We start from the raw sequence: 21,030 nt of genomic DNA, 5'->3' as shown, positions 1-21,030 counted from the left end.
CCGAAGAGTGACGCGCACCCGCGGCCCCTGGTGACGGACGGCCGCGGGTGTTCGAATGGGCGGGTGAACAGTCCCCCTCCCGACGAGAGCGGCACGCCCGTCGGCCGCCGTCTGGTCCTGACCATGCTCGGCCTCGGCGCCGCCGGGGTGGCGGCCGCCCCCGTTCTCCAGCGCGCGCTGGAGAACGGCCTGGGCGCCGTCGCCGACAAGGACCCCACCGGTCTCACCGGCCTGCTGCCCAACGGCGGCGGCTTCCGCTACTACTCGGTCACCACCTCCGTGCCCGAGAGGACCGCCGCCGACTACCGCCTCACCGTGGACGGCATGGTCGACCGCCCGGCGACGTACACGCTCGCCTCCCTGAAGGCGCTGCCGCAGACCCGGATGGTGCGCGACGTCCAGTGCGTCACCGGCTGGCGGGTGCCCGAAACCCCCTTCGAGGGCGTCAGGCTCTCGGCGCTGCTGGACGCGGCAGGGGTACGGCCCGGGGCGAAGGCGATCCGCTTCACCTGCTTCGACGGCGCCTACAGCGAGAGCCTCACGCTCGACCAGGCCCGCCGCCCGGACGTCCTGGTCGCCACGCGCATGCAGGACAAGCCGCTGGCCCACGCCCACGGCGGCCCGGTCCGGCTCTACGTGGCACCCATGTACTTCTACAAGTCGGCGAAATGGCTCTCCGGGATCACCGTCACCGACTCCGTGCGCCCCGGATACTGGGAGGAGCTCGGATATGACGTCGACGCCTGGGTGGGCCGTTCCAACGGACGGGACGACGCCCCTACTGCCTGAACACGGCCCGAAGGTCCGGCGCTTCACCACGGCGGAGCGCTGGGTGCACCGCACCACGGCCTGGCTGACCCTGCTCTGCGTCGCCACGGCCGCCTTTCTGTACGTCCCCCAGCTCGCCGAACTCGTCGGCCGCCGGCACCTCGTGGTCACCGTGCACGAATGGTCCGGGCTGCTCGTCCCCGTACCGCTGCTGGCCGGGCTGGTCTCCCGGGCCCTGCGCGCCGACCTCTCCCGCCTCAACCGGTTCGGGCCGCACGACCGGCAGTGGCTGAAGGCCGCCCTGCGCCGCGACCGCACACCCGGCTCCCGGCCGGCCGGGAAGTTCAACGCCGGCCAGAAGCTCTACGCCGGCTGGATCGCGGGCGCCGTGCTCGTGATGCTGGGCACCGGGCTGCTGATGTGGTTCACCGGCCTCGCCCCGCTGGTGTGGCGTACGGGCGCGACCTTCGTCCACGACTGGCTGGCCCTCGCGATCGGCGTCGTCCTCGCCGGACACATGGCGAAGGCGCTCGCCGACCCGGAGGCACGCTGTGGCATGCGCACCGGGTCGGTCGAGCGCCCCTGGGCCCGTTCCGAGCACCCGCTGTGGCGGGAGCCGGAGGAGTGAGACCGGCTACAACACGAGCGAGAGCAGCAGGATGAAGGCCAGCGAGACGACGGAGATGATCGTCTCCATCACCGACCAGGTCTTGATCGTCTGCGGCACGTCCATGCCGAAGTACTCCTTCACCAGCCAGAACCCGGCGTCGTTCACATGGCTGAAGAAGAGCGAACCCGCGCCCACCGCGAGGACGAGCAGCGCCACGTGCGAGGTCGACAGGTCGGCGGCCAGCGGGGCGACCAGACCGGCCGCCGAGATGGTGGCCACCGTCGCCGAGCCCGTCGCGAGGCGGATCGCGACGGCGATCAGCCAGCCGAGCAGCAGGGCGGGGATCGACCAGTTCTGGGAGAACTCCAGGATCATCTGGCCCACACCGGCGTCGATCAGGGTCTGCTTGAACCCGCCGCCCGCGCCCACGATCAGGAGGATGCCCGCGATCGGGGCGAGCGACTTCTCGACGGTGCCGGAGAGCCGGCCCTTGGTGAACCCGGCCGCCCGGCCCAGGGTGAACATGCCGACGAGGACGGCCGCCAGCAGCGCGATCAGCGGCGAGCCGATGACGTCGGTGACCCGCTGGACGTGGTTCTCGGGGTCGTCCACCACGATGTCGACGAGCGCCTTGACCAGCATCAGCACGACGGGCAGCAGGATCGTCGCCAGGGTCGCGCCGAAGCGCGGCCGGCGCTCCAGGTCCTCGGAGGGACGCTGCGGGACCATCTTCTCCGGCGCCTCGATGTCCACCCAGCGGGCGGCGTAACGGGAGAAGACGGGACCCGCGATGATCACGGTCGGGATGGCGACCAGCACACCGAGGGCCAGCGTGATGCCCAGGTTGGCGCCGAGGGCGTCGATCGCGACCAGCGGGCCGGGGTGCGGGGGAATCAGCCCGTGCATCACCGAGAGACCGGCGAGCGCGGGGATGCCGATCCGCATCAGCGAGTAGTTGCCGCGCTTGGCGACCAGCAGCACCACCGGGATCATCAGCACGATCCCGACCTCGAAGAACAGCGGAAGCCCGATGATCGAGGCGATCAGCACCATCGCCCACGGCATCGCGCGCCCGCTCGCCTTCGCGAGGATCGTGTCGACGATCTGGTCCGCGCCTCCGGAGTCGGCGAGCAGCTTGCCCAGGATGGCGCCCAGCGCGATCAGGACACCGACACTCGCGACGGTCGAACCGAGACCCGCGGTGAAGCTGGCGATGGTCTTCGCGGGGTTGGCCCCGGCGAAGGAGCCGAGCGCCAGCGAGCCGATGGTCAACGCGAGGAACGCGTGCATCTTGAACTTGGTGATGAGCAGGACGATGACGGCGATGCCCGCCAGTACGGCGATGCCCAGCTGTGCGTTACCGGCCGAAGTGATCGGTTCGACGGCGTCCGCTGCCAGCATCTCGACGCTGAGACTGGTCACGGTGGTGATCCTTAGTTCGCGAGCCGGCGCAGCGCGGCGACGGCCCGGTCGGTGATTTCCTGGGGGGTGCCGGACACGTCGACGGCGACGCCCGCCTCGTCCTCCTGCAGCGGCTGCAGGGTGGCGAACTGGGAGTCGAGCAGCGCGGTCGGCATGAAGTGGCCCTTGCGGTCCGCCATGCGGTGTTCGATGAGGGACCGGTCGCCGGTCAGATGCAGGAAGACGGCGCCAGGAGCCTCGGCCCGCAGCCGGTCGCGGTACGCGCGCTTGAGCGCCGAACTGCTGACGACACCGCCGAGCCCCGCCCGGCCGTGCGCCCACTGCCCGATCGCGTCCAGCCAGGGCCAGCGGTCGTCGTCGTCCAGAGGCGTGCCGGCGGACATCTTGGCGATGTTGGCCGGCGGGTGGAAGTCGTCGCCCTCGGCATAGGGGACGCCCAGTGCGTCGGCGAGCAGGGGGCCGATCGTGGTCTTGCCGGTCCCTGCTACGCCCATCACCACGACGACGTGGGGGGTGCTCATTGGTGCCTCGCTGTCTTCATCGACATCGGTCCGCGACATCGGTCCGTCGCGCTACTGAAACCCATTACATACGACTTATTCAAGTGGCTGTGACATAAACGTCGTACTTTTTGTTCCCACACCCCGCCCCGTAGGGTTGTGCGCATGACCACACCTGCCCAGGGGCTCCATACGCACGTGCTGGACACCCTGGGTCTGGAGATCACGGCGGGCGACCGCCCGCCCGGCCTGGTGCTGCGCACCGACGAGCTCGCCCGGCGCTTCGACGTCTCGCGCACGGTCGTACGCGAAGTGGTCCGCGTCCTGGAGTCCATGCACCTGGTCGAGTCCCGGCGCCGGGTCGGCGTGACCGTACGGCCCACCGAGGAGTGGAACGTCTACGACCCCCAGGTCATCCGCTGGAGGCTCGCCGGCTCCGACCGGCCCCGGCAGCTGCGCTCCCTCACCGTCCTGCGGTCCGCCGTCGAACCCGTCGCCGCGGGCCTCGCCGCCCGCCACGCGACCGCCGAGCAGTGCGCCGCGCTCACGGAGTGCGCCCTCGGCATGGTCGCGACCTCCCGCGGCCAGCAGCTGGAGGGGTACCTCCGGCACGACACCGCCTTCCACCGGATCGTGCTGAACGCCTCGGGCAACGAGATGTTCGCGCGGCTCGGCGACGTCGTCGCCGAGGTCCTCGCGGGCCGCACCCACCACCAGGTGATGTTCGAGGACCCGGACCCCGCCGCCGTCACCCTCCACGTCAGGCTCGCCGAAGCGGTACGCGAGGGGGACGCCGAGGAGGCGGAACGGCTGACCAAGGAGATCGCGGTCGGCGCGCTGCACGAACTGGACGTACTCGCCCCATGAGCGGCCGCCCGCCCGGGTACGGTGGGCGGGTTCGATCTTCGCAGAGCACGGGGCAGTCGGAATGGGAGACCACGGCATGGCGCAGCAGGTACAAGGGGTCATCGCACCGGGGAAGAACGAGCCGGTCCGCGTCGAGACGATCCTGGTGCCGGATCCCGGCCCGGGCGAGGCCGTGGTCAAGATCCAGGCGTGCGGCGTCTGCCACACCGACCTGCACTACAAGCAGGGCGGCATCAACGACGACTTCCCGTTCCTGCTCGGCCACGAGGCCGCGGGTGTCGTGGAGTCCGTCGGCGACGGCGTCACCGACGTCGAGCCGGGCGACTTCGTCGTCCTCAACTGGCGTGCGGTGTGCGGCCAGTGCCGCGCCTGTCTGCGCGGCCGACCCTGGTACTGCTTCGACACCCACAACGCCAAGCAGAAGATGACCCTTCTGGACGGCACGGAGCTCTCCCCGGCGCTCGGCATCGGCGCGTTCGCGGAGAAGACCCTCGTCGCCGCCGGACAGTGCACCAAGGTGGACCCCGAGGTCTCCCCGGCCGTCGCCGGACTGCTCGGCTGCGGCGTCATGGCCGGCATCGGCGCCGCCATCAACACCGGCCAGGTCGGCCGGGGCGACTCCGTCGCGGTCATCGGCTGCGGAGGCGTCGGCGACGCCGCGATCGCCGGTGCCCGGCTCGCCGGAGCGGCGAAGATCATCGCGGTCGACATCGACGACCGCAAGCTGGAGACGGCGAAGAAGATGGGCGCCACCCACACCGTCAACTCCCGCTCCGACGACCCGGTCGAGGCCATCCGCGCACTCACCGGCGGCAACGGCGCGGACGTCGTGATCGAGGCGGTCGGCCGCCCGGAGACGTACAAGCAGGCGTTCTACGCCCGCGATCTCGCCGGCACCGTCGTCCTGGTCGGCGTGCCCACCCCCGAGATGCAGCTCGAACTCCCGCTCCTGGACGTCTTCGGCCGCGGCGGCTCGCTCAAGTCCTCCTGGTACGGCGACTGTCTGCCCTCGCGCGACTTCCCGATGCTCATCGACCTGCACCAGCAGGGCCGCCTCGACCTGGGCGCCTTCGTCACCGAGACCATCCAGCTCGGCGAGATCGAGCAGGCCTTCGCCCGCATGCACGACGGCGACGTCCTGCGCTCGGTGGTGGTGTTCTGATGACCGCCCGCATCGACCACCTCGTCACCTCCGGCACCTTCGCCCTCGACGGCGGCGAGTGGGACGTCGACAACAACGTCTGGATCGTCGGCGACGACACCGAGGCCGTCGTCATCGACGCCGCCCACGACGCCGCGGCGATCCGGGCCGCGCTCGGCGGCCGTACGCTGCGCGCGATCATCTGCACCCACGCGCACAACGACCACATCGACGCGGCCCCCGCCCTCGCCGACGCGACCGGGGCGCCGATCCTGCTGCACCCCGACGACCTGGAGCTGTGGCGGCAGACCCACCCGGACCGCGCCCCCGACGCCGAACTGGCCGACGGCCAGGAGCTGGAGATCGCCGGAACGCGCCTGACGGTCCTGCACACCCCGGGCCACGCCCCCGGAGCGGTCTGCCTGTACGCCCCCGAGCTGGCCACCGTCTTCACCGGCGACACCCTCTTCCAGGGCGGCCCCGGAGCGACCGGACGGTCCTTCTCGCACTTCCCGACGATCATCGACTCCATCAGGGACCGGCTCTTCGCCCTTCCCCCGGAGACCGAGGTCCGCACCGGACACGGGGACTCCACCACCATCGGCGCGGAGGCCCCGCAGCTGGAGGACTGGATCAACCGCGGCCACTGACCGCGGCGGGGTTCACCGGCCCGGCCACGCGGAGAGCCGCAGCCCGCTCTCGAAGCGGCGCGGCCCACCCGTGACCGGGTCGGTGAACTCCAGCACCCTCGCGAGCAGTTGCAGCGGACGCCCGTACTCCACGCGCTCCGGCTCGGGCTCCACCACCGGATAGACCGGATCGTTGACCAACGGCAGCCCCAGCGCGTTCATATGGACCCGCAGCTGATGGGTGCGGCCGGTCGCGGGCAATAGCCGGTAACGGCCCACGGCGCCCCGGTGCTCCAGCAGCTCGACCCGGCTCTCGCTGTTCGCGGGCCCCGGCTCCTCGCGTGCCGCGATGACCCCGCGCTCCTTCACGATCCGGCTCCGCACCGTGCGGGGGAGCGCGAGCCCCGGATCGTACGGGGCCACCGCCTCGTACTCCTTGCGCACCAGCCGGTCCCGGAACAGCGTCTGGTACGCGCCACGGTCCCCGGCCCGTACGACGCAGAGCACCAGGCCCGCCGTCAGCCGGTCCAGCCGGTGCGCGGGCTGCAGCTCCGGCAGGCCCAGCTCGTCGCGGAGCCGGGCGACCAGGGTCTGGGTGACGTGCCGGCCGCGCGGGGTGGTGGCCAGGAAGTGCGGCTTGTCCGCGATCACCAGGCGGTCGTCGCGGTGGACGACGCCGACGGGAAAGGGCACCGGCTCCTCGGGGGCGAAGTCACGATGGAACCAGAGGTGGCGTCCGGCGGTGTACGGCTCGTCCGCCCGCACCGCACGGCCGTCCGCCCCGACGAATCGGCCCTCGGCCAGCATGGCGTCCACCCGCCCCGCGCCGACCGCCCCCGCGAACCGGTCCAGCAGATGGTCCCGCACGGTGGGCCACGCCCCCGCCGGATCCGCGGGGAACCGCACCCGCACCGGATCGACGCCCGCGCGCTGGGGGAGCGGGGCGGCGGGGGGCTTCGCCCGGCCTCTCATCGCGCATCGGTCCTTGTCTCCGGAGCGGCCCGGAACGCGGGAAAATGCGAGAACCCCCAGGGTGACCTGGGGGTTCTCCGCTGGTGTCCGAGGGGGGACTTGAACCCCCACGCCCGATAAAGGGCACTAGCACCTCAAGCTAGCGCGTCTGCCATTCCGCCACCCGGACAAGGTGTCTGTCTCGCGGGCTCCTGGCCCGTTCCGACGTGGAAAACCATAGCAAACATTCGAGGGTGCTCGATCACGCCCCTGGTCATGTGAAAGGCGCATGACGGGGACCGGGCGGTCTTGGGCGCGCGGGGTCGGGCGCGCGAGGATGAGGGGGAGCACCACCGCGACAGTGGAAGGAAGCAGCGTGAGCGAGACCAGCACGGCCCGGGCCGGCATCGGCGAGACCGCCGAGAATGAGGTCGTGGACCTCTGTCGTGACCTGATCCGGATCGACACCAGCAATTACGGCGACCACTCGGGCCCGGGGGAGCGGGCCGCCGCCGAGTACATCGCGGAGAAGCTCGCCGAGGTCGGGCTCGAACCGAAGATCTTCGAGTCCCACAAGGGCCGCGCCTCCACGGTGGCCCGGATCGAGGGCGAGGACCCCTCCAAGCCGGCCCTGCTGATCCACGGGCACACCGACGTCGTGCCGGCCAACGCGGCGGACTGGACGCACGACCCGTTCTCCGGCGAGATCGCGGACGGCTGCGTGTGGGGCCGGGGCGCCGTCGACATGAAGGACATGGACGCGATGACCCTCGCGGTCGTCCGCGACCGCATGCGCAGCGGCCGCAAGCCCCCGCGCGACATCGTGCTGGCCTTCCTGGCCGACGAGGAGGCCGGCGGCACGTTCGGCGCCCGGTATCTCGTCGACAACCACCGGGACCTCTTCGACGGCGTCACCGAGGCGATCGGTGAGGTCGGCGGCTTCTCCTTCACCGTCAACGAGGACCTGCGCCTCTACCTGGTGGAGACCGCGCAGAAGGGCATGCACTGGATGCGGCTCACCGTGGACGGCACCGCCGGGCACGGCTCGATGACCAACAGCGACAACGCCATCACCGAGCTCTGCGAGGCCGTCGGCCGGCTGGGGCGGCACAAGTGGCCGGTCAGGGTCACCAAGACCGTGCGGTCCTTCCTCGACGAGCTGTCCGACGCCCTGGGCACCCCGCTCGACCCCGAGGACATGGAGGCGACGCTCGCCAAGCTCGGCGGGATCGCCAAGATGGTCGGCGCCACCCTGCAGAACTCCGCCGCTCCCACCATGCTCGGCGCCGGCTACAAGGTGAACGTGATCCCCGGACAGGCCACCGCGCACGTGGACGGCCGCTTCCTGCCCGGTTACGAGGAGGAGTTCCTGGCCGACCTCGACCGGATCCTCGGCCCGCGTGTGAAGCGCGAGGACGTGCACGGCGACAAGGCGCTGGAGACCAGCTTCGACGGGTCCCTGGTGGACGCGATCCAGCTCGCGCTCAAGGCCGAGGACCCGATCGCCCGCGCCGTCCCGTACATGCTGTCCGGCGGCACCGACGCGAAGTCCTTCGACGACCTCGGCATCCGCTGCTTCGGCTTCGCCCCGCTGAAGCTGCCGCCGGAGCTCGACTTCGCGGGCATGTTCCACGGAGTGGACGAGCGGGTGCCGGTGGACGGCCTGAAGTTCGGTGCCCGGGTGCTCGACCGGTTCATCGACCACTCCTGAGCCCCTCCGACGACCGATTCGCCAGCCTGTACGTATCTCACCGGAAAGGGTGAAAGCGATCTCCGACTCGTAGCCCCCGCACTCCCTCCTCGTTACACGTGATGCGGTCCGCGGCTGGGACCGCACTTGTCAACCAGGAGGAATCATGATCAAGAAGGTCGTCGCAATCGCGGCTGCTACCGGTGGTCTCGTGCTCGCGGGTGCGGGTATGGCTTCCGCCGACGCCGGAGCCCAGGGTGCCGCCATCGGCAGCCCCGGCGTGCTCTCGGGCAACGTCGTCCAGGTGCCGGTCCACGTTCCGGTGAACGTGTGCGGCAACACGATCTCCGTGATCGGGCTGCTGAACCCCGCCTTCGGCAACACCTGCGTCAACGCGTGACGATGCGCGTCAACCCGTAAGGGTGTGAGTCCGGTCGGCCTCGGGGTGCGCGCCATGCACCCCGGGGCCGCTGGGCATATCGGCCCCGCACACGGCTGTGTCCGGGGCATTTCGGTAGGCAGAAGGCAGGAAGACAACCTATGCGACAGGTCACACGTAAAGGCCTGATCACCATGGCAGCGGCGGGCGGAGTGCTCGCGCTCGGTGGCGGCTACGCGCACGCCGACGCGGGCGCGGCCGGCGCCGCTTCGAGTTCACCGGGAGTGCTCTCCGGGAACTCGATCCAGGTCCCGATCGACGTACCCGTCAACGCGTGCGGAAACTCCGTGGACGTCGGCGGTCTGCTCAACCCCACGAGCGGAAACGACTGCGGAAACGGGTCCTCGGACTCCGGTCACGCGCACAGCTCCGACGGCGGTTCCTCGTCCGGCCACGGCTCCGGGAGCCAGGCGTCCGGGCACGAGGAGGCCCGTGACAGCGGGGCGGGGACCGGCAGGCACCGCGCCTCGGGCACCTCGGCCCAGGCCGTGACGAAGGGTTCCCCCGGGATCCTCTCCGGCAACCAGGTGCAGGCGCCGGTGGAGATCCCCCTGAACGTCTGCGGCAACAGCGTCACCGTCGGCGGCCTGCTCAACCCGGTCTTCGGCAACACCTGCGAGAACGACACGGAGACGGTCCCGCCTCCCGTCGTGCCGCAGACCCCGCACACCCCGGAGAAGCCGGTCACGCCGCACGCCCCTCCGGCACCCGAGCCCCAGCTCGTGGTGGGCGAGCAGCTCGCCCACACCGGTGCGGGCGGGCTCGACCTGCTCGTCCCGGCGAGCGCCGGCCTGCTCCTCGCGGGCGCGGGCACGGTCCTGTACCGACGCTCGCGCAGCGCCGCATAACGGCATCGCGACATCGGTGCGACGAGCGGGTTCCGCGTACGCGGGGCCCGCTCCGTGCTACCAGGTGGGCCGGAGCTGGCGGATGATGCGGCGGCGCAGCCGCACCCGGCGGCTGCCGTCACGGCGCAGCGTCAGCCGGTCCAACTCCCAGTGCCCGTACTCGGCATGGTCGGTCAGCAGTCGGGCCGCCTCCTTGCGGGACACCCCGCGCGGCACGTACACGTCGATGAATTCGTATTCCGGCATCGCATCTATTGTGCGGGCAGACCCCCGGTACGGATAGCGTCTGTCCTATGTCTGATGCTGCGCAGCCCACCGCTGCCGAGGTACGCGCCGCCGCCGATGCAGTCAAAACCGCGCTCGACCGCCACCTCCAGGCAGTCGAACGCCGTACCGGGGACGACGACCCCGCCGTCTACGACGCGTTCAACGCACTGGCCGCCGCGGCCGAGGTCTACGACGAACTGCTCTACGACCGCCACGACGAGGTCACCCCCTTCGAGATCCCGGCCGCCCAGGACACCCTCCCGCCCTACGCCGGTCCGGAGGAGCCCCACGCCGTCAGCGTGCTGATCAGGCGCGACTACGCCGTGGCGGAGCCCGCGCGACTCCTCGCCCAGGCGGAGCGGCTCGCCGACCTCGATCCGGACGGCCAGGTGCCCGCCTCCGCGACCGCCGGAGCGGGGGTGCATGCCGCGCTCGGCGTGGTGTTCGGCGAGTACGAGGCGGACGAGATCGCTTCCCGGCACAAGGAGTTCGGCCTGGAGGAGGGGGACTCCACCCTCTGGGTCTCCGCCGTGGAGGAGCTTCCCGAACCGGGGGAGTGGCTCGGGGCGCCCTTCGACGAGGCGGATCCGGCGATGGTGGTCTGCCGCTTCGACGTGAGCGCGGTCTTCGACGAGGAGGACGAGCTGGACGGCGACGGCGACCCGGAGGACGTCGCACCGGACCGCGCCTGATCCCACCGCCCGACGGCCCCGGCGCGCAGCGCACCGGGGCCGTCGGCGTGCTCCCGCGCGTCGCGCGCCGGGGCGGGTACGGCTACGAGGCGTCCGGCGTGGGCAGCGCCTCCAGCAGGGGGCGCAGCCGGGTCGTCCGCTCCTGGGCCGGGACCTCGGCGACGGAGCGCGGCAGGGCCTGGTCCACGCCGTGCACCACGGACAGGTGGCGCTCACCCCGGCTGAACGCCGTGTACACCCAGGGCCTGCTGAGCTGCTGGGCGGCGTCCCCGGGCAGGACGACCACCGCGGCGGGCCAGCGCATCCCGGCCGCCTGGTGGGCGCTGAGCGCCCAGCCGTGGCGCACGGAGGTCTCCACCCGCTCCTGCGGTACGACGACGGGGGTGCCCGCGCAGTCCAGGTGCAGGCCCTCGGCGTCGGCCGAGACGACCGAGCCCGGAACCGCCCTGCCGGGGGCGGGGACATGGACCACGCGGTCGCCGGGGTCGAAGCCCCCGAACCGGCCCGGCCCCGGGTTGAGCCGCTGCTTGAGCGCCGCGTTCAGCGCGGTGGTCCCGGCCGGGCCGCCGTGCCCCACCGTGATCACCTGGGTGTCGGAGCTGGGTACGCCGATGGCGCGCGGCACCGAGTCGGCCACCAGCTGCACCGTGCGGTGGACGGCCTCGCCCGGGTCCCGGACGGGCACGATCACCACTTCCCTGCCGGGCGCCTCGACCTGGGTGAGCTCGCCGATCCCGATGCCGGAGACCAGCTCGCCGATCGGTCCGGGGTCCGGCGTGCGCGAGACCACGTGCGGGCAGGAACGCGCCGCGATCACGTCGGCGAACACCCGCCCCGCGCCGGCCGATCCCAGCACCCCGGGGTCGCCGCTCAGGATCAGCCGGGTCCCGTCGGCGAGGGACTCCACCAGCATCGCCGCCGTCTCCACATCGAGCTGCGGGGCGTCCAGCACCACCAGGACGTCGAGGGCGAACGCGCCGTCCGCGTCCCGGCCGGGCCCGTCCTCGCCGGAGAGCAGGGCGGAGAGCGTGACGGCGGACCCCGGGTCGCCCACCGCGGCCGCCAGCCTGCGCCGCCCGTCCGCGCTGTGGGTGGTGCCCAGGGCCCGCAGCCCGAGGCCGTGCGCCGCGGCGATGAGTGCGGCCGGCTCCGCCCGGGCCGTCTCGCCGCCGCTGTGGGCGACCAGGCCCGCGGTCGCGGCGGCCCGGATCAGCTCGCCCGCGGAGGGGGACGGGGCGGCGGAAGCGGCGTCCGTCCAGTCGGCGCCCTTCTCGCAGGAGTTGACCAGCCGGGCCAGCCCGTCGGCGAGGCTCTCCTCGGCCAGGGCGTACCGGTCGAGGCCGAGCAGGACCCGTAGGGGCTCCCGGTCGGCCCGGGGCGTGTCGTCGGACGGCTCCCCGGCGTCCTCCGCCCCGTCGGGCTCCTGGGCGTCCTCCTCGGCCTCGTCGTCCTGGAAGACCAGTACGACGCCCTCGGCGACGGCGTGCTGGACGGCCTCCGCCGGGTCGGTCACCGCGAAGCCGGCCAGCGCCGTGCGGACCTCGTCGGCGTCCATCGCGGTGTGCCCCCGCAGCGCGGCCCGCTCCAGCAGCCAGCCCACCAGGGCCGCCGTGCGCCGCTCGTCGTCCGGGCCGCACCCGGCGCCCAGCAGCGCCCGCGCGAAGCCGTCCGCCTGCTCGGGCCGCACCCCGGGCACCGACAGCAGCTGCCACGGGTCCTCCCGGAGGATCTCGGCGGCCCCCTCGCCGAGCACCGTCGCCGCCGGGCGCGCCAGGGCCTCGGGGGCCCCGCCTGCGGCGAGCACCTCCGCGACCGAGGCGGCGGCCTCGGACGACGCGACGCGCGGGGCCGGCCGCTCGGGGGCCGGGGAGGGGCGGACGGGCGCGGCGTCGGGGGCCGCCCGGCGGGGCGCGGGCGCCGACGCCGGTGAGTCGAAGAACGCGGTGCCCGGCTTCTCGCCGCTCTCCACCGCGCGCACCGCGGCGAGCAGATCCGCGGCCGGGCCGCTGAGCTTGGTGCCGGCCGCGATCGGCCCTTCCTTCTCGGCCTTGCGCCGCTCGATCCGCTCGCGCAGCTCACGCTGTGCGGCCAGCTCCGCCTCGGCCTCCGACAGCGCGGGCGCCGCGGGCGCCTCTGGGTCCCCGGGAGCCTGCTCCGGGTCCGGTGCGTCCGCCGCGCCGTCGTCCGTCCCCTCCGCCCGCCCCGCGCCGCCCTCGTCGGGGGCGCCGGGCGCGTCGGCGGCCTGGGGGCCGGAGTCCTCGACGGCCTCGTGGTCCTCGGCCGCGGGGTCCGGGGTCTCTCCCCGGGGGTGCGCAGTCACAGCGTGCTCCAGTCCTGGTCGGGATAGCGGTGCACGGGCGCCGACACATCGTCGAGCGCCTGGCAGATCTCGTCAGGAAGACTAAGCGCCTCCACCGACAACGCCTCGGTCAGCTGCCGCGCGTTGCGCGCGCCGACGACCGGGGCCACCACACCCGGCCGGTCCCGCACCCAGGCGAGCGCGACCTGGAGCGGGGTGGTGGCGAGGCCGTCGGCCGCCGTGGCCACCGCGTCCACGATCCTGCCCGCGGCCTCGTCGAGGTACGGCTCGACGAACGGCGCCAGCTGCTCGGACGCCCCCCGCGAGTCGGACGGCGTGCCCGTGCGGTACTTGCCGGTCAGCACCCCGCGGCCCAGCGGGGACGAGGGCAGCAGCCCCACCCCGAGGTCGAGCGCCGCGGGCAGCACCTCCCGCTCGACGCCCCGCTGGAGCAGCGAGTACTCCATCTGCGTACAGGCCAGCCGGGTGCGCAGCCCGGGCGCGGCGAGCTGCCAGGTGGCCGCCTTGGCCAGCTGCCAGCCGCTGAAGTTGGACACCCCGGCGTACCGGACGCGCCCCGAGGACACGGCGAGGTCCAGCGCCTGCAGGGTCTCCTCCAGCGGTGTCACCGGATCGAAGGCGTGGATCTGCCAGAGATCGACGTAATCCGTCCCGAGCCGTCGCAGGGAGGCGTCCAGGGCGGCGAGCAGGTGGCCGCGCGAACCGTCGAAGCGCCGGTACGGGTCGGGCACGCTGCCCGCCTTGGTGGCGATGACCAGATCCCGCCGTGGCACCAGGCTGTCCAGAAGGTGCCCCAGCAGGTGCTCGGCCTCCCCGCCGCCGTAGACGTCGGCGGTGTCGACGAGGGTGCCGCCCGCGTCCCAGAAGGCCTTGAGCTGGTCGGCGGCGTCGTGTTCGTCGGTGTCCCGGCCCCAGGTGAGGGTGCCCAGCCCGATCCGGGACACTCGAAGGCCGGTACGGCCGAGATGCCTCTGCTCCATGGGCGCTGAGATTACTGGCCAAGGCCCCACGGGGTGGAGGCCTGTGGACAACCGCCGTACCCGGGCGAGCCTGCCGGATTCCGCCGCCCCGCGCTAGAGTCCCCGGCACAGGAACGTTACTGATCAGTAGAGGAGCGTGGGTATGCGGCTCGGCATCAATCTCGGTTACTGGGGTGCGGGGATGGACGACGACAACCTCGCCGTCGCCCAGGAGGCCGACCGGCTCGGCTACGACGTCTGCTGGGCGGCCGAGGCCTACGGCTCCGACGTGCCGACGGTGCTGGCCTGGGTCGCGGCCCGCACCGAGTCCATCGACGTGGGCTCCGCGATCATGCAGATCCCGGCCCGTCAGCCCGCCATGACGGCGATGACCGCGGCGACCCTCGACTCGCTCTCCGGCGGCCGCTTCCGGCTCGGCCTCGGCGTCTCGGGACCGCAGGTCTCCGAGGGCTGGTACGGCGTCAAGTTCGACAAGCCGCTGGCCCGCACCCGCGAGTACGTCGAGATCGTGCGCAAGGCGATGTCCCGGGAGCGCCTGTCGTACGACGGCGACCACTGGACGCTGCCGCTGCCCGGCGGCCCGGGCAAGCCCATCAAGCTGACCGTCCACCCGCAGCGCGAGCACATCCCGCTCTACATCGCCGCGATCGGCCCGAAGAACCTGGAGCAGACCGGCGAGATCGCCGACGGAGCCCTGCTGATCTTCCCCTCCGCCGACCACCTGGAGGAGACCGCGGTGAAGCACCTGCGGGCCGGGCGCGAGAAGGCCGGGAAGACCATGGACGGCTTCGACGTCTGCCCCACGGTTCCGCTCGCCGTCGGCGACGACGTCAACGGCCTCGCCGACATGTTCCGCCCGTACACCGCGCTGTACGTCGGAGGCATGGGCAGCCGCAAGCAGAACTTCTACAACCAGCTCGCCCAGCGCATGGGCTACGAGAAGGAGGCCGCCGAGATCCAGGACAAGTACCTGTCCGGCGACAAGGCCGGCGCCGCGGCCGCGGTGCCGCACCAGCTCATCGACCAGACCACGCTGCTCGGCCCGGTCGAGCGGATCGCCGACCGGATGCAGGCGTACGCCGCCGCCGGCGTCACCACGCTGACCCTCGCACCGGCGGGCTTCACGCTCGACGAGCGGCTCGCGGCCCTGCGCGCCGGGACCGACGCCCTGGAGCGCTCCGGCCTCGCCGCGTGACGGCACGGACGCACGCGTAGCACCGGCGCAGCACTACGGCCGTGGTGGGGGCTCGGGGGTCCTCCCCGCCACGGCCGTCACACGGAACAACGCGCCCCGGCGCCCCGGGTTACGCCCCGTGACCCTCCCGGGGCTCCGGGGCAGGTCCGGGCGGTGCCGGGCGCCCGTTCGGCCCTGCCCGGCCCCGCTCGTGTTGCCTACCCACGCGTACCGAATTTGACTGTGCCTCTGCGGACACCGGTGCGAAAGGTGGCAGTGATGCTCTCGGCAAAGAGTCTGTTCCAGGAGATCCTCGACGACGACGAGGCGTTCCGGCTGTTCTGCTCGATCGCCGCGGGCGGGGAGTCGCAGGGCGGCTGGGAGAACGGACGCATCGCCGCGCTCGTCCCCCCGGCACTGCGTGAGCTGGCACCCAAGGTCGCCCGGCACGGCGCCGACGAGGACAAGCACGGCCGGATCTTCAACGCCCTGCTGAAGCAGCGCGGACTCCAGCCCGCGACGGTGCCGTACGAGACCGACTACACCCTCCTGCTGGAGCGCCACGGCATCGGCCTCGCCCACGACCGGCTCAGCCGCGAGGAGCCGCTCACCGAGCACGAGATCATCGTCTACCTGTCCCACAGCAGGGTCACCGAACAGCGGGCCTCCGAACAGATGCGGCTCCTGCTCAAGCACTTCGCCGGCCACCCCGCCCTCGGCCGCGCCGTGAAGATGATCTCGCGGGACGAGGACAACCACCTCGCCTACTGCCACGAGGAGCTCCTCCGCTTCGCCCGGGCCGGACACGGCCGGACCATCCAGTCCGTCCTGCGGGAGTGCGCCCACGCCGAGATCCGCGTCTACCGTGACGTCAGCCTGGCCGTGATGGGCCACATGGGCGCCCTGCTGGGGTGGTCCCGCGCCAAGTCCGCCCTGCTCGTCGCGGGCATCCACGCGATGTACGCGTACGAGCGGGCACTGGGCTGGCGGCGCATGGTCAGTCTCGAACAGCCCGCCCTGCGCGACGCGCTGGGCGGCCCCGCCGTACCCGAGACCGAGTACGCCTGAGCCGGGTGCGTCCTACAGCCAGCCGCGGCGCTTGAACTGCCGGTACAGCCCGAAGACCGCGAGGCCCATCAGCACGACCACCGCCGGATAGGTCCACGCCCAGTCGAGCTCGGGCATGTGGCGGAAGTTCATCCCGTAGATCCCGGCCACCATCGTCGGTACGGCGGCCATGGCGGCCCACGCCGAGATCTTCCGCATGTCGTCGTTCTGCCGGACACCCACCTGCGCCAGGTGAGCCGACAGGATGTCCGAGAGCAGCCGGTCGAGCCCCTCCACGTGCTCGACGGCACGCGTCAGATGGTCGTCCACGTCCCGGAAGAACGGCTGCGCGTCGGCGTCGACGAACGGCACGCCCGCGCTCGACAGCCGCGCCATCGGCCCGCTCAGCGGATTGGTCGCCCGGCGGAACTCGAGCACCTGCCGCTTGAAGGTGTAGATGCTCGCCGCCGTGTTCGTGGCGTCCGCCGCCCCGACCGGGGCGAAGACCTGGGCCTCCAGCTCCTCCAGGTCGACCTGGAGCTCCGCGGCGACCTCGATGTAGTGGTCCACGACCGCGTCACTCACCGCGTAGAGCACCGACGTCGGCCCGTGCCTGAGCACCTCGGGCTCGGCCTCCAGCCGGCGGCGTACGGCCGCGAGGGGAGCGCCCTCGCCGTGGCGCACCGTCACCACGAACGAATCCCCTATGAACAGCATCAGCTCACCGGCGCTCACCGTGTCGCTCTTCTGCTCGTAGACCACCGGCTTGATGACCACGAAGAGGGAGTCGTCGTAGATCTCCAGCTTGGGCCGCTGGTGGGCGCGCAGGGCGTCCTCGACCGCCAGCGGGTGCAGCGCGAACTCGCTGCTCACCAGGTCGAACTCCTTCTCCGTCGGCTCGTGCAGCCCGATCCAGACGAAGGCGTCCCCTGCGGCACGGGCCTCGTCGAGGGCATCGGAGAAGTCGGCGGGACCCTCGGTCCTGCGCCCGTCCCGGTAAATTCCGCAGTCGACGATCACCCCGCGCATTCTTCCCTGCCGCGAAGAGTTCACGCACCTCTACGCTGGCAGGTATGCCCACGCTCATCCTCGTACGCCACGGACGCTCCACCGCCAACACCTCCGGGGTGCTCGCCGGCCGGACCCCCGGCGTCTCCCTCGACGAACGCGGTGCCGAACAGGCCGCCGCACTGCCCGGCCGGCTGTCGGCCCTCACCCTCACGGCGGCCGTCAGCAGCCCGCTGCAGCGCTGCCGCGAGACGCTCCAGCCGCTCCTCGACGCCCGCCCCGGGCTCCCGCTGCACACCGAGGAGCGGATCAGCGAGTGCGACTACGGGGACTGGTCGGGCCGCAAGCTCGCCGAGCTCTCCGACGAACCGCTGATGAGGGTCGTCCAGCAGCACCCCTCCGCCGCCGCCTTCCCCGGCGGCGAGTCCATGCGGGCCATGCAGGCCCGGGCCGTCGAGGCCGTACGGGACTGGAACGCCCGGATCGAGGCGGAGCACGGCGAGGACGCCACGTATCTGATGTGCTCGCACGGCGACATCATCAAGGCCCTCGTCGCCGACGCGCTCGGCATGCACCTCGACCTCTTCCAGCGCCTCCACGCCGACCCCTGCTCCGTCACCGCGATCCGCTACACCTCGCTGCGCCCGTTCCTCCTCCGGCTCGGCGACACCGGCGACTTCGCGTCACTGGCACCGCGCGAACAGGCCATCGGGGCCGACGCGGCGGGGGACACGGCAACGGATGCGGCCGTCGGGGGCGGCGCTGGGGCACCGTGATCGCTCCGCGCAGTAGGGTGGACGCGCCGTAGAGGCCCCGTGGGACGTCCCGCGAGGCCCCGGGGCCGCCCCCATCCGCCATCACATTCTCAAGGGAGACAGGACGTGTCCCGTCAGGTGTTCCTCTACGACCCACCGGACCGCTTCGTGGCCGGTACGGTCGGGTTGCCTGGCCGCCGTACGTTTTTCCTGCAGGCATCCTCGCGGGGACGGGTCACCAGCGTGGCCCTGGAGAAGACCCAGGTCGCCGCGCTGGCCGAACGGATCGACGAACTCCTCGACGAGGTCGTCCGGCGGACCGGCGGCAACTCACCGGTGCCCGCCGTGGCACCCATGGACGTCACCGACACCGCGCCGCTCGACGCCCCCGTCGAGGAGGAGTTCAGGGTCGGCACGATGGCGCTCGCCTGGGACGGCGAGGAGCAGCGCATGATCGTCGAGGCGCAGGCCCTCGTCGAACTGGACGCCGACTCCGAGGACGACCTCGCCGAGGCCGAGGAAAGGCTTCTTCAGGACGAGGAGAACGGCCCGCCGATGCTCCGCGTCCGGCTGAGCGGTGCCCAGGCGCGGGCGTTCGCCAAGCGCGCGCTGGACGTCGTGAACGCCGGCCGCCCGCCGTGCCCGCTGTGCAGCCTCCCCCTCGACCCGGAAGGACACGTATGCCCGCGCCAGAACGGATACCGTCGCGGGGCCTGACGGAGGCGGAGCTGCGCACCCTGCTCGCCGAGGGGGAGCTCACCGTCCTCGGCCAGGTCAGGGGCGCGTCGAACGCCGTGCTGTACTGCACGGTCGCGTACGAGGGCGAGGAACGCCCCTGCGTCTACAAGCCGGTCGCCGGGGAGCAGCCGCTCTGGGACTTCCCGGACGGCACCCTCGCCCAGCGCGAGGTCGCCGCGTACGAGATCTCCGAGGCCACCGGCTGGGGGCTCGTGCCGCCCACGGTGCTCAGGGAGGGCCCGTACGGCGAGGGCATGTGCCAGCTGTGGATCGAGGCCCAGCCCGAGAACGAGGCCGCCGACGCCACCGCCGCCTCCGCCCACGGGCTGCCGCCGCTGCTCGCGCTCGTCGAGGACGACGAGCCGGGGGACGGCTGGAAGGCCGTCGGCTTCGCCGAGGTGGGGGAGGGCAGGACCGCCCTGTTGGTGCACGCCGACGACCCCAGGCTGCGCCGGCTCGCGGTCCTGGACGCGGTGATCAACAACGGCGACCGCAAGGGCGGTCACCTGCTGCCCGCGGAGGGCGGCCGGCTGTACGGCATCGACCACGGCGTCACCTTCAACGCGGACGACAAGCTGCGCACGCTGCTCTGGGGATGGGCGGGCGAGCCGCTGACGGAGGAGGCCACCGAGGTCCTCGACCGGCTCTCCGCCGGCCTGGAGCCGGGGGCGGCGCTCGCCACCCGGTTGGGGGAACTGATCACCGAGGCCGAGACCGAGGCCCTGCGCGGCCGGGTGGAGAGCCTCCGCAAGTCCGGCCGCCACCCCGGTCCGAGCGGGGACTGGCCGCCGATCCCGTGGCCCCCGGTGTGAGCACCCGGGCCGGCCGCCCCGGCCCGGGCGGAGGCTCCTAGAGGAGAACCGCCCCACGCGCAAGACCGCCTCTTCGGCCATGATCTGCCATCCGGTTCGTATCCGGATGCATCGTCCGGTTACGCTCATGACATGCATGCCTGGCCCGCTTCTGAGGTCCCCGCCCTGCCTGGCAAGGGCCGCGACCTTCGGATCCACGACACCGCGACCGGCGGACGGATCACCCTTGACCCCGGTCCCGTCGCCCGCATCTACGTCTGCGGCATCACGCCGTACGACGCGACCCACATGGGTCATGCGGCGACCTACAACGCGTTCGACCTCGTTCAGCGCGTGTGGCTCGACACCAAGCGGCAGGTTCACTACGTCCAGAACGTGACCGACGTGGATGATCCGCTGCTGGAGCGGGCCGTACGCGACGGTCAGGACTGGACCGAGCTCGCGGAGCGCGAGACGGCACTCTTCCGGGAGGACATGACCGCCCTGCGCATGCTCCCGCCGAAGCACTACATCGGGGCGGTCGAGGCGATACCCGGCATCGTGCCGCTCGTGGAACGCCTCCGCGACGCGGGCGCCGCCTACGAACTCGAGGGCGACATCTACTTCTCCGTCGAGTGCGACCCGCACTTCGGCGCGGTCTCCGGCCTCGACGCCGAGGCCATGCGGCTGCTCTCCGCCGAGCGCGGTGGTGACCCGGAGCGTCCGGGCAAGAAGAACCCGCTCGACCCGATGCTCTGGATGGCCGCCCGTGAGGGCGAGCCGAGCTGGGACGGCGGCAGCCTCGGCGCCGGCAGGCCCGGCTGGCACATCGAATGCGTGGCCATCGCGCTGGACCACCTGGGCATGAGCTTCGACATCCAGGGCGGCGGCTCGGACCTCGCCTTCCCGCACCACGAGATGGGCGCCTCGCACGCCCAGGTGCTGACCGGCGAGTACCCCTTCGCCCGTGCCTACGTCCACGCCGGCATGGTCGCCCTGAACGGCGAGAAGATGTCCAAGTCCAAGGGCAACCTCGTCTTCGTCTCGGCGCTCCGCCGGGACGACGTGGACCCCGCGGCGATCAGGCTCGCCCTGCTCGCCCACCACTACCGGTCCGACTGGGAGTGGACGGACCAGGTGCTCGCCGACGCCGTCGAGCGTCTCGCCCGCTGGCGCGCGGCCGTCTCCCGGCCCGACGGACTCCCCGCCGACGCCCTGGTCGAGGAAGTGCGGGCGGCCCTGGCCGACGACCTGGACGCCCCGGCCGCACTCGCCGCCGTGGACCGCTGGGCCGAGCGGCAGAGCGCCGGCGGCGGTTCCGACGAGGGCGCCCCCGGCCTCGTCTCCCGCACCGTCGACGCCCTGCTGGGCGTGGCTCTCTGACCCGTCCTCA

General features: G+C 72.4%; 22 protein-coding genes and 1 tRNA gene. 15 read left to right on the top strand and 8 right to left on the bottom strand.

Going from position 1 to position 21,030, the window contains the following annotated elements:
- Positions 1–123: 123 nt before the first annotated feature.
- Together ACZ607_RS28425 and ACZ607_RS28420 are read left to right on the top strand one after the other, a co-directional pair.
- Positions 124–789: a molybdopterin-dependent oxidoreductase gene (locus ACZ607_RS28425; protein WP_469739384.1), complete on the top strand. Its 666-nt coding sequence runs from the start codon at positions 124–126 to the stop codon at positions 787–789.
- Entirely contained in the window at positions 731–1,396 is a 666-nt protein-coding gene (locus tag ACZ607_RS28420; protein WP_469739097.1) for a cytochrome b/b6 domain-containing protein, read from the top strand. The genes ACZ607_RS28425 and ACZ607_RS28420 overlap by 59 nt, the downstream gene beginning before the upstream one ends.
- A gap of 6 nt (positions 1,397–1,402) precedes the next feature.
- Here the strand turns inward: ACZ607_RS28420 and ACZ607_RS28415 are convergent, their stop codons facing one another.
- Positions 1,403–2,800 carry a GntP family permease gene (locus ACZ607_RS28415; RefSeq protein ID WP_469739096.1) on the bottom strand — a complete coding sequence of 466 codons (1,398 nt, stop codon included), beginning with the start codon at positions 2,798–2,800 and terminating at the stop codon, positions 1,403–1,405.
- An 11-nt stretch (positions 2,801–2,811) separates the two neighbouring features.
- The gene (locus ACZ607_RS28410) at positions 2,812–3,321 is read right to left on the bottom strand and encodes a gluconokinase (RefSeq protein WP_469739094.1); all 510 of its coding nucleotides are present in this window, start codon (positions 3,319–3,321) and stop codon (positions 2,812–2,814) included.
- A gap of 144 nt (positions 3,322–3,465) precedes the next feature.
- Between ACZ607_RS28410 and ACZ607_RS28405 the strand changes: the two genes are divergently transcribed.
- The 3 genes from ACZ607_RS28405 (at position 3,466) to ACZ607_RS28395 (ending at position 5,958) form a co-directional block, all read left to right on the top strand.
- A complete protein-coding gene (locus tag ACZ607_RS28405; RefSeq protein ID WP_469739092.1) occupies positions 3,466–4,167 on the top strand; it encodes a FadR/GntR family transcriptional regulator in 702 nt (233 codons plus the stop codon).
- A gap of 76 nt (positions 4,168–4,243) precedes the next feature.
- The gene (locus tag ACZ607_RS28400; protein WP_387388709.1) at positions 4,244–5,329 is read left to right on the top strand and encodes an S-(hydroxymethyl)mycothiol dehydrogenase; all 1,086 of its coding nucleotides are present in this window, start codon (positions 4,244–4,246) and stop codon (positions 5,327–5,329) included.
- Positions 5,329–5,958 (top strand): MBL fold metallo-hydrolase, encoded by a 630-nt coding sequence (locus ACZ607_RS28395; protein WP_382989483.1) that lies wholly within the window; start codon positions 5,329–5,331, stop codon positions 5,956–5,958. Before ACZ607_RS28400 ends, ACZ607_RS28395 begins: the two co-directional genes overlap by 1 nt.
- Positions 5,959–5,970: 12 nt before the next feature.
- On the opposite strand, the gene ACZ607_RS28390 is transcribed toward ACZ607_RS28395, so the two are convergent.
- Together ACZ607_RS28390 and ACZ607_RS28385 are read right to left on the bottom strand one after the other, a co-directional pair.
- Positions 5,971–6,909, bottom strand: coding sequence for a pseudouridine synthase (locus ACZ607_RS28390; protein ID WP_469739089.1), 939 nt, complete (start codon positions 6,907–6,909; stop codon positions 5,971–5,973).
- 81 nt (positions 6,910–6,990) lie between these two features.
- Positions 6,991–7,078, bottom strand: a tRNA-Leu gene (locus ACZ607_RS28385).
- A gap of 186 nt (positions 7,079–7,264) precedes the next feature.
- Between ACZ607_RS28385 and ACZ607_RS28380 the strand changes: the two genes are divergently transcribed.
- The 3 genes from ACZ607_RS28380 to ACZ607_RS28370 all read left to right on the top strand — a co-directional run bounded on the left by ACZ607_RS28380 (position 7,265) and on the right by ACZ607_RS28370 (position 9,865).
- Positions 7,265–8,599, top strand: coding sequence for a M20/M25/M40 family metallo-hydrolase (locus ACZ607_RS28380; RefSeq protein WP_469739087.1), 1,335 nt, complete (start codon positions 7,265–7,267; stop codon positions 8,597–8,599).
- Between the two features lie 145 nt (positions 8,600–8,744).
- Positions 8,745–8,978, top strand: a complete 234-nt coding sequence (chpH, locus tag ACZ607_RS28375; RefSeq protein ID WP_014157166.1) for a chaplin ChpH — start codon at positions 8,745–8,747, stop codon at positions 8,976–8,978.
- A gap of 140 nt (positions 8,979–9,118) precedes the next feature.
- On the top strand, positions 9,119–9,865 hold the full coding sequence (locus ACZ607_RS28370) for a chaplin (RefSeq protein WP_469739085.1): 747 nt from the start codon (positions 9,119–9,121) through the stop codon (positions 9,863–9,865).
- A gap of 57 nt (positions 9,866–9,922) precedes the next feature.
- Here ACZ607_RS28370 and ACZ607_RS28365 read toward each other — a convergent pair whose 3' ends face one another.
- Positions 9,923–10,111 carry a DUF5703 family protein gene (locus ACZ607_RS28365; protein WP_053930948.1) on the bottom strand — a complete coding sequence of 63 codons (189 nt, stop codon included), beginning with the start codon at positions 10,109–10,111 and terminating at the stop codon, positions 9,923–9,925.
- Positions 10,112–10,158: 47 nt separating this feature from the next.
- On the opposite strand from ACZ607_RS28365, the gene ACZ607_RS28360 reads away from it, so the two are divergent.
- A complete protein-coding gene (locus ACZ607_RS28360) occupies positions 10,159–10,824 on the top strand; it encodes a hypothetical protein (RefSeq protein ID WP_469739083.1) in 666 nt (221 codons plus the stop codon).
- 82 nt (positions 10,825–10,906) lie between these two features.
- Here ACZ607_RS28360 and ACZ607_RS28355 read toward each other — a convergent pair whose 3' ends face one another.
- Both ACZ607_RS28355 and ACZ607_RS28350 read right to left on the bottom strand, forming a co-directional pair.
- The gene (locus tag ACZ607_RS28355) at positions 10,907–13,144 is read right to left on the bottom strand and encodes a helix-hairpin-helix domain-containing protein (RefSeq protein WP_469739082.1); all 2,238 of its coding nucleotides are present in this window, start codon (positions 13,142–13,144) and stop codon (positions 10,907–10,909) included.
- Positions 13,141–14,124 (bottom strand): aldo/keto reductase, encoded by a 984-nt coding sequence (locus tag ACZ607_RS28350; protein ID WP_469739081.1) that lies wholly within the window; start codon positions 14,122–14,124, stop codon positions 13,141–13,143. Before ACZ607_RS28350 ends, ACZ607_RS28355 begins: the two co-directional genes overlap by 4 nt.
- 142 nt (positions 14,125–14,266) lie before the next feature.
- Between ACZ607_RS28350 and ACZ607_RS28345 the strand changes: the two genes are divergently transcribed.
- Positions 14,267–15,319 carry an LLM class F420-dependent oxidoreductase gene (locus tag ACZ607_RS28345; protein WP_099177995.1) on the top strand — a complete coding sequence of 351 codons (1,053 nt, stop codon included), beginning with the start codon at positions 14,267–14,269 and terminating at the stop codon, positions 15,317–15,319.
- Positions 15,320–15,577: 258 nt separating this feature from the next.
- Positions 15,578–16,366, top strand: coding sequence for a ferritin-like domain-containing protein (locus tag ACZ607_RS28340; protein ID WP_469739079.1), 789 nt, complete (start codon positions 15,578–15,580; stop codon positions 16,364–16,366).
- Between the two features lie 12 nt (positions 16,367–16,378).
- On the opposite strand, the gene corA is transcribed toward ACZ607_RS28340, so the two are convergent.
- On the bottom strand, positions 16,379–17,374 hold the full coding sequence (gene corA, locus ACZ607_RS28335) for a magnesium/cobalt transporter CorA (RefSeq protein ID WP_469739077.1): 996 nt from the start codon (positions 17,372–17,374) through the stop codon (positions 16,379–16,381).
- 44 nt (positions 17,375–17,418) lie between these two features.
- Here corA and ACZ607_RS28330 point away from each other — a divergent pair, with 44 nt between their 5' ends.
- From ACZ607_RS28330 to mshC, 4 genes are all read left to right on the top strand, one after another.
- Positions 17,419–18,129: a histidine phosphatase family protein gene (locus tag ACZ607_RS28330; protein WP_469739075.1), complete on the top strand. Its 711-nt coding sequence runs from the start codon at positions 17,419–17,421 to the stop codon at positions 18,127–18,129.
- A 105-nt stretch (positions 18,130–18,234) separates the two neighbouring features.
- Positions 18,235–18,825, top strand: coding sequence for a DUF3090 domain-containing protein (locus tag ACZ607_RS28325; RefSeq protein WP_033304581.1), 591 nt, complete (start codon positions 18,235–18,237; stop codon positions 18,823–18,825).
- Complete coding sequence (locus ACZ607_RS28320; RefSeq protein WP_469739073.1) at positions 18,789–19,658, top strand: SCO1664 family protein; 870 nt, start codon at positions 18,789–18,791, stop codon at positions 19,656–19,658. The genes ACZ607_RS28325 and ACZ607_RS28320 overlap by 37 nt, the downstream gene beginning before the upstream one ends.
- Before the next feature lie 132 nt (positions 19,659–19,790).
- On the top strand, positions 19,791–21,020 hold the full coding sequence (gene mshC, locus ACZ607_RS28315) for a cysteine--1-D-myo-inosityl 2-amino-2-deoxy-alpha-D-glucopyranoside ligase (protein WP_469739071.1): 1,230 nt from the start codon (positions 19,791–19,793) through the stop codon (positions 21,018–21,020).
- Positions 21,021–21,030 lie beyond the last annotated feature (10 nt).

The sequence above is a fragment of the Streptomyces sp. NPDC104381 genome (assembly GCF_055583745.1).
This window is presented reverse-complemented; position numbering and strand designations above follow the sequence as displayed.